Annotated in this window: 6 protein-coding genes; 4 read left to right on the top strand and 2 right to left on the bottom strand. The window is 66.3% G+C overall.

Annotated features, from left to right (window positions below; translation table 11 throughout):
* Positions 1-122: 122 nt before the first annotated feature.
* Entirely contained in the window at positions 123-998 is an 876-nt protein-coding gene (locus tag ACFDS6_RS16275) for an MBL fold metallo-hydrolase (RefSeq protein WP_061780293.1), read from the bottom strand.
* Between the two features lie 68 nt (positions 999-1,066).
* Between ACFDS6_RS16275 and ACFDS6_RS16270 the strand changes: the two genes are divergently transcribed.
* The 3 genes from ACFDS6_RS16270 to ACFDS6_RS16260 are packed head-to-tail and all read left to right on the top strand — an operon-like array spanning position 1,067 to position 2,694.
* On the top strand, positions 1,067-1,384 hold the full coding sequence (locus tag ACFDS6_RS16270; RefSeq protein ID WP_042469298.1) for a helix-turn-helix transcriptional regulator: 318 nt from the start codon (positions 1,067-1,069) through the stop codon (positions 1,382-1,384).
* Positions 1,385-1,388: 4 nt separating this feature from the next.
* Entirely contained in the window at positions 1,389-1,907 is a 519-nt protein-coding gene (locus ACFDS6_RS16265) for a rhodanese family protein (protein ID WP_042469176.1), read from the top strand.
* A gap of 7 nt (positions 1,908-1,914) precedes the next feature.
* Complete coding sequence (locus ACFDS6_RS16260; RefSeq protein WP_042469177.1) at positions 1,915-2,694, top strand: sulfite exporter TauE/SafE family protein; 780 nt, start codon at positions 1,915-1,917, stop codon at positions 2,692-2,694.
* A 23-nt stretch (positions 2,695-2,717) separates the two neighbouring features.
* Here ACFDS6_RS16260 and ACFDS6_RS16255 read toward each other — a convergent pair whose 3' ends face one another.
* Positions 2,718-3,344, bottom strand: coding sequence for a recombinase family protein (locus tag ACFDS6_RS16255; protein WP_082052512.1), 627 nt, complete (start codon positions 3,342-3,344; stop codon positions 2,718-2,720).
* Positions 3,345-3,473: 129 nt separating this feature from the next.
* Here ACFDS6_RS16255 and ACFDS6_RS16250 point away from each other — a divergent pair, with 129 nt between their 5' ends.
* The gene (locus tag ACFDS6_RS16250) at positions 3,474-6,443 is read left to right on the top strand and encodes a Tn3 family transposase (protein ID WP_042491074.1); all 2,970 of its coding nucleotides are present in this window, start codon (positions 3,474-3,476) and stop codon (positions 6,441-6,443) included.
* Positions 6,444-6,476: the final 33 nt, after the last annotated feature.

The following is a 6,476-nucleotide window of genomic DNA, read 5'->3' as shown; positions in this document are numbered from 1 at the left end:
CGATGCCATTTCGAGTTGGGACGTAGAAAATCCACCGGCGGATCGACCTTGATCCGGGGACCGGTGAGAGGATGGTCGAAAACGTACGCTAAGCACAAAGCCGTGTCAGCGATCGTATGACATCACGGATGGCCGGCTTTCCATTTTACCGGAATACGCAAGTAGGTGACACCGTTCGCCTCCGCCTGATCGAAATGGCCCGCGCGGATGTTGACCTGGATCGAGGGCAGCAGGAGCTTGGGCACGGATAGCCCGGCGTCACGCTGCTCGCGCATGGCGACGAAGTCGTCCTCATTCACACCGTCATGGACGTGGACGCTCGACCGTCGCTGCTCGCCCACCGTCGTCTCCCAGCGATAGTCGTCGCGACCCGGTGCCTTGTAGTCGTGGCAGAGGAACAGTCGCGTCTCGTCGGGCAGCGCCAATAGCCGGCGGATCGAGCGATAGAGCGTCCGCGCATCCCCGCCCGGGAAGTCGGCGCGGGCGGTGCCATAGTCGGGCATGAACAGCGTATCCCCGACGAACGCCGCATCGCCGATCAGATAGGTCACGTCGGCCGGGGTGTGGCCGGGGACATGCAGCACCTCGACCGCCAGCGCCCCGATCGCGAACTGGTCGCCATTCTCGAACAGGCGGTCGAAGTCCGAGCCGTCCGTTTTCAGATCATCCATCGCGAACACGGGGCGGAAGATTTTCTGCACGTCGCGGATATGCGCGCCGATCCCGATCCATGCGCCTGTATGCGCCTTGATGAAGGGTGCGGCCGACAGATGATCGGCATGAGCGTGCGTCTCCAGCACCATCGCGATCCGCCAGTCCTGCTCGCGGGCGAAGGCGACGATCCGCTCGGCCGAGCGCGTGTCGGCGACGCCGCTCGCCATGTCGAAGTCGAGGACTGGATCGATCACCGCCGCAGTCCGTGTCGCGGGATCGCCGACGAGGTAGCTAATCGTATTGGTCGGCTCGTCGAAAAACGCCTCGATGAGGGGCTGAGTCATGATTTTCTCCGTTAGCGCTTGCTAATATATTAGCTGGTGCTACATAAGCAACACCTAATGGAGTGGCGATGATGCTCAAACCGCCGATGGACCTGGCGACATTCGAGGCGAAGGCCGGGCAGGTCGCCGACACGCTGAAGGCGATCGGCAATGCTCGCCGGCTGATGCTGCTGTGCAAGCTGGTCGAGCATGGCGAGATGACGGTCGGCGATCTGGCCCGTGATGTCGGCTTGTCGCAGTCGGCCTGCTCGCAGCACCTGGCCAGGATGCGCGACGAGGGTCTCGTCACCTACCGGCGGGAGAGCCAGACGCTCTGGTACGCCATCGCGGATGCCCGCGTCGAAACGCTGCTCGGCACTCTCTACCAGCTCTACTGCAAGGATTGATGCGATGACGCTCGCGACCCTTTCTCCCGACGATACCCGTGCCGCGATCGATGCCGGTGCGCGCCTGATCGACATTCGCGGTGCCGACGAGCATGCGCGCGAACGCATTCCCGGCGCGATGAACGTGCCGCTCGACCGGATCGGCGATCTCCCGCGCGACGATCGTCCGGTCGTCTTTCACTGCAAGTCCGGGATGCGCACCGCCGCCAATGCGGCGCAGCTCGGCGCGGCAGCGGGTGGCGCGCCGGCCTATATCCTGGGCGGCGGCATCGATGCGTGGCGGCAGGCAGGACAGCCCACCGTCGCCGATCGGTCGCAGCCGTTGGAAATCATGCGGCAGGTGCAGATTACCGCCGGTGGGCTGGTGCTGATCGGCGTTCTGCTCGGCACGTTCGTCGCTCCCGGCTTCTTCGGGCTGTCGGCGTTCGTCGGGGCGGGGCTGATGTTCGCGGGCGTGACGGGGTGGTGCGGCATGGCCAACCTGCTGCGCGTCATGCCCTGGAACCGGCGCGCGACAGCCTGAGGCGATCGTGGACACCGCTGCCACCCTTGCCGCGCTTGCATCGGGCGGCGTGATTGGCCTGATCCTCGGCCTTGTCGGCGGAGGCGGGTCGATCCTCGCCGTGCCACTCCTGATCTATGTTGTCGGCGTCGGATCACCGCACGCTGCGATCGGGACGGCCGCTGTCGCCGTCACCGTCAATGCGCTTGCCAGCCTGGTCGGCCATGCGCGAGCGGGCCGCGTGAAATGGCGGTGCGCCAGTGTCTTCGCCGTCTCCGGAATGATCGGCGCGGCGCTGGGGGCGGAGTTGGGCAAGGCGTTCGACGGCAAGCGACTGCTTGTCCTGTTCGGGCTTCTGATGATTGGCGTCGGTTTGTCGATGTTGCGCAAGCGCCGCACGGCGGAAGCGCCGGACGTGCGACTGACCCGCGATAGCGCCTCGACGCTGCTGCCGCGCTTGGTTCCGATCGGGCTGGGCGTCGGGCTTGCCGCCGGCTTCTTCGGGATCGGGGGCGGCTTCCTGATCGTGCCGGGGCTGATCCTCGCGACCGCGATGCCGCTGCCCTTCGCGATCGGCACGTCGCTGGTCGTCGTCAGCGCGCTGGGGTTGACCACCGCCTTGTCCTACGCCCTGTCGGGGCTGGTCGACTGGAGCGTGACCGCGATGCTGGTCGTGGGCGGCGTCGCTGGAACGATCGGCGGTATTGCATTGGGCAAGGTTCTCGGCACCCGTAAGGGGCTGCTCGAACGTGGCTTTGCCGCCGTCGTGATTGCGGTAGGAACCTACGTTACGGCATCGTCGCTCTGAACCTGAGCAGCTTCAGCCGACTGCTATCGGCGCCCTCGCGCCAACAGCTTTTCACCATCGGGCCTGATCTCGCCCTTCGGCGTGACGTGTCGGTAGAGTGTTTGGCGCGTCACGCCGAGTTCGGCGCATAGCTCCGCGACCTTGGTTTCCGGTTTGCCCATCGCGGCCTGGGCGAGACGCAGTTTGGCCGGCGTCATCTTGAACGGACGCCCGCCGTGCCGACCGCGTGCCCGAGCGGACTCCAGACCGGCGCGCGTGCGCTCGACGATCAGTTCTCGCTCGAACTCGGCGAGGCCGGCGAAAATCGCGAAGATCAGCCGACCGTTGGCGGTGGTTGTGTCAATCGACGCGCCTTCGCCCGCCAGCACCTTCAACCCGATGCCACGCTTCGTCAGATCACCAACCGTATTGACGAGGTGGCGCAAATCGCGGCCGAGCCGATCGAGTTTCCAGATGACCAGCGTGTCGTCGCGGCGCAGCGCCTTCAGGCAGGCGTCCAGTCCCGGTCGCTTGTCGAGCCGGCCCGATGCGGCATCCTCATAGATATGCTCGGGATCGACGCCGGCCGCGACCAGCGCGTCGTGCTGCAGGTCGTGGACCTGGCTGCCGTCCGCCTTGGACACCCGCGCGTAACCGATCTGCGTTGTCACATATACGTCCGTTCACGTGACGGAGCGGCATTGCCCGTCGATCAATCGCGATAATGTCACATAACCCGTCTTCTGGTCTATGCTCCATGAACGGGTACGCTTTCCTGTTTCGTGACGAACAGGAAGCCGATGCCGACCAAGACCATCCTGTCGCCCGCGCAGCGTGCTGTGATCTTCGACCCGCCTGCCGATCGCGCGACGATCGAACGGCTCTATACGCTCGGTCCCGACGATCTGGCACAGGTGGCGCGACGTCGGCGCGGGGCGAACCGGCTCGGCTATGCGGTGCAGCTTTGCTACCTGCGTCATCCCGGTCGCAGGCTACTGACGGGGGATGCGGTGCCCGCCGCCATGCTCGCGCTGCTCGCCGATCAGATCGGGTGCGTAGCCGACGACTTCACCGGCTATGCCACGCGCCCCACGACATTGCGCGAACACCGGGCCGAGATCGAAGCTCTGCTCGGTCTGCGCGCCTTCGCGCGGGTGGATGTACGGGCGATGCTGGCGCTGGGATCGGAGATTGCCGCTTCGACTGATAGAGGTGAGACGATCGTCACAGGCATGGTCGATCGCTTGCGGGCGGACCGGATCGTACTGCCGGCGACATCGACGCTGGAACGGCTCGCCCTCATCGTGCGGACACGGGCGCGCAAGGCGGCCCATTCCAATCTGATCCGCGACTGTTCGACCGAACAGGAAGCCGCACTCGAACACATGATCGCCTCCGACGATGATGGGCGCACCCGGCTAGGATGGATACGCGAATGGCCGGAAGCACCATCGGCCGCGAACCTGAAGGGAATCGTCGAACGGCTCGACACCGTGCGCGGCATCGGGATCGCGGCTGATCGAGCACGACGTATCCATGCTGCTCGCTATGCCGTCATTGCGCGGACCGCCGGCATCGTCACCGCCCAGCACCTGCGGCGTCTCGAACGTCCGCGCCGGCTCGCCATGCTCGTAGCTTCCGTGATCGAGATGGAAGCGACGTTGACCGACGCCGCGCTGGTCATGGTGGAGAAGATGGTGGGCGCGCTGTTCCGCCGTGCCGACCGCACCCGCTCCGATCGGCTGCTCGGCCAGGCACGGATGCTGAAGGACACCGCGCGTTTCCATGCCCGGCTCGGTCGCCTGCTGGTAGATGCTCGTGCGAGCGGGCGCGATGCCTTCCGCGCGATCGACGCGAAGATGGGCTGGGATCAGCTCGAACGCAGCATCCGCTTTGCCGAGGATCTGACGCGCTCGGCCGATGACGGGCTGGAAGAAGTGGTCGAACGCTATCCCGCCGTGCGGCGTTTCGCCCCGACGTTTCTCGCCGCTTTCACCTTCCGCACCGCGCGGTTGGCTGATCCGCTGCTCGGCGCGATCGAGGTGCTGCGCACGATGTACCGCGACGGTCGATCGGTCCTGCCGAAGCGAGTGCCGACCAGCTTCATCAAGCCGCGCTGGCGCAAGGTCGTGCAGCCGGCGGAAGGGACGATAGACCGGCGCGCCTATGAGATCGCAGTGATCGCCCACCTGCGCGAGCGGCTCGGCTCGGGCAGCATCTGGGTGGACGGCAGCCGCGCCTATCGCACGCTCGACGACTATCAGCTGCCCATGCCCGCCTTCGAAGCGATGCGCGCGAGCGGCGATCTGCGCCTGGTTGTGCCGACCGACTTTTCCAAATGGTACGAGGAACGCCGCACCCTGTTGGCCCGGCGCATGACGGAGGTGGAGCGCGCAGCCGCAGCGGGCGAGCTGGTCGATGTGACGATCGAACGCGGGCAGTTGCTCATATCGTCGATCCGGCGATCCCCGTCCGACGATGCCGATGCGCTAAAGGCCCGGCTCTACGCGATGCTGCCGCGCGTCCGAATCACCGATCTGCTGGTCGAGGTCGCCGCATGGTCGGGATTCGCCGACCGTTTCGTCCATGCGCGCAGCGGCGCCCCCGCCTCCGACCAGTCCGCGCTGATGGGTGCGATCCTCGCCGATGCGACCAACCTCGGCCTGGGCCGCATGGCCGAAAGCTCGCGCGGGCTGACGTTGTCTCGCCTGCGCTGGACGGCGGAATGGCATGTGCGCGACGAAACCTATCTGTCGGCGCTGGCGGCGATCGTCGATTGCCATACCGCGCATCCGCTCGCGGCGGTCTGGGGACCGGGCGATACATCGTCGTCGGACGGGCAGTTCTTTCGTGCCGGTGGTCAGGGCGAGGCCCGCGCCGATCACAACGCCCGCTATGGCACCGAACCAGGCGTGCTGTTCTACACCCACGTCACCGACCGCTTCACGCCGTTCCACACCAAGGTCATCGCCGCCAATGCCGGCGAGGCCGCGCATGTCCTCGACGGCCTGCTCGACCATGAAAGCGAGCTGGTCATCCGCGAACATGCGACCGATACCGCCGGCGCGGTCGATCATGTCTTCGGCCTGTGCCATCTGCTCGGCTTCCGCTTCGCGCCCCGCATCCGCGACCTCAACGAGCGCCGGCTCTACAGCCTGTCGCCGCTCGACTCGTGGCCGACGCTGCGCCCGCTCGTCGCCGGTCCGGTCAAGATCCGCGCGATCGAGGAGAACTGGGACGAAACCCTGCGCCTTGCCGCCTCGATCCGCGCCGGCACGGTGAGCGCCTCGGTCATGCTCCGCAAGCTGGCGGGCTTCCCGCGTCAGAACTCGGTCGCCCGCGCGCTGCGGGAGATAGGTCGGATCGAACGCACCCTGTTCATGCTCGACTGGTTCGATGATCCCGACCAGCGTCGTCGCACCGGCAGCATTCTCAACAAGGGCGAGGCCCGCAACGCGCTCGCCCGCGCCATCTTCTTCAACCGCCTCGGCGAACTGCGCGACCGCACCTTCGAGAACCAGCGCCATCGCGCCTCCGGCCTGACCCTCGTCACCGCGGCCATGACGCTCTGGAACACCGTCTATCTCGACCGAGCTGTCCGTCATCTGCGCGGCAGCGGCGTCGACGTGCCCGACGAGCTGCTCGCCCACGTCGCCCCTCTGGGCTGGGAGCATATCGGCCTCACCGGCGACTATCTCTGGGGCGAGATCGACAAACCTCGCGAGCGGTTCAGGCCGCTGCGCCTCCACCAGCAAAGCCGGGACGCTTAGCGTACGTTTTCGACCATCCTCTCACCGGTCCCC

It is taken from the genome of Sphingomonas sp. (genome assembly GCF_042095875.1).
Taxonomy (GTDB): domain Bacteria; phylum Pseudomonadota; class Alphaproteobacteria; order Sphingomonadales; family Sphingomonadaceae; genus Sphingomonas.
The sequence above is the reverse complement of the archived record's forward strand: the minus strand, read 5'-3'. Positions and strand labels throughout refer to the sequence as shown.

Coding starts and splice junctions, on each gene's coding strand:
- ACFDS6_RS16275 (WP_061780293.1), bottom strand. CDS start 998: ATGACTCAGCCCCTCATCGAGGCGTTTTTCGACGAGCCGACCAATACG.
- ACFDS6_RS16270 (WP_042469298.1), top strand. CDS start 1,067: ATGATGCTCAAACCGCCGATGGACCTGGCGACATTCGAGGCGAAGGCC.
- ACFDS6_RS16265 (WP_042469176.1), top strand. CDS start 1,389: ATGACGCTCGCGACCCTTTCTCCCGACGATACCCGTGCCGCGATCGAT.
- ACFDS6_RS16250 (WP_042491074.1), top strand. CDS start 3,474: ATGCCGACCAAGACCATCCTGTCGCCCGCGCAGCGTGCTGTGATCTTC.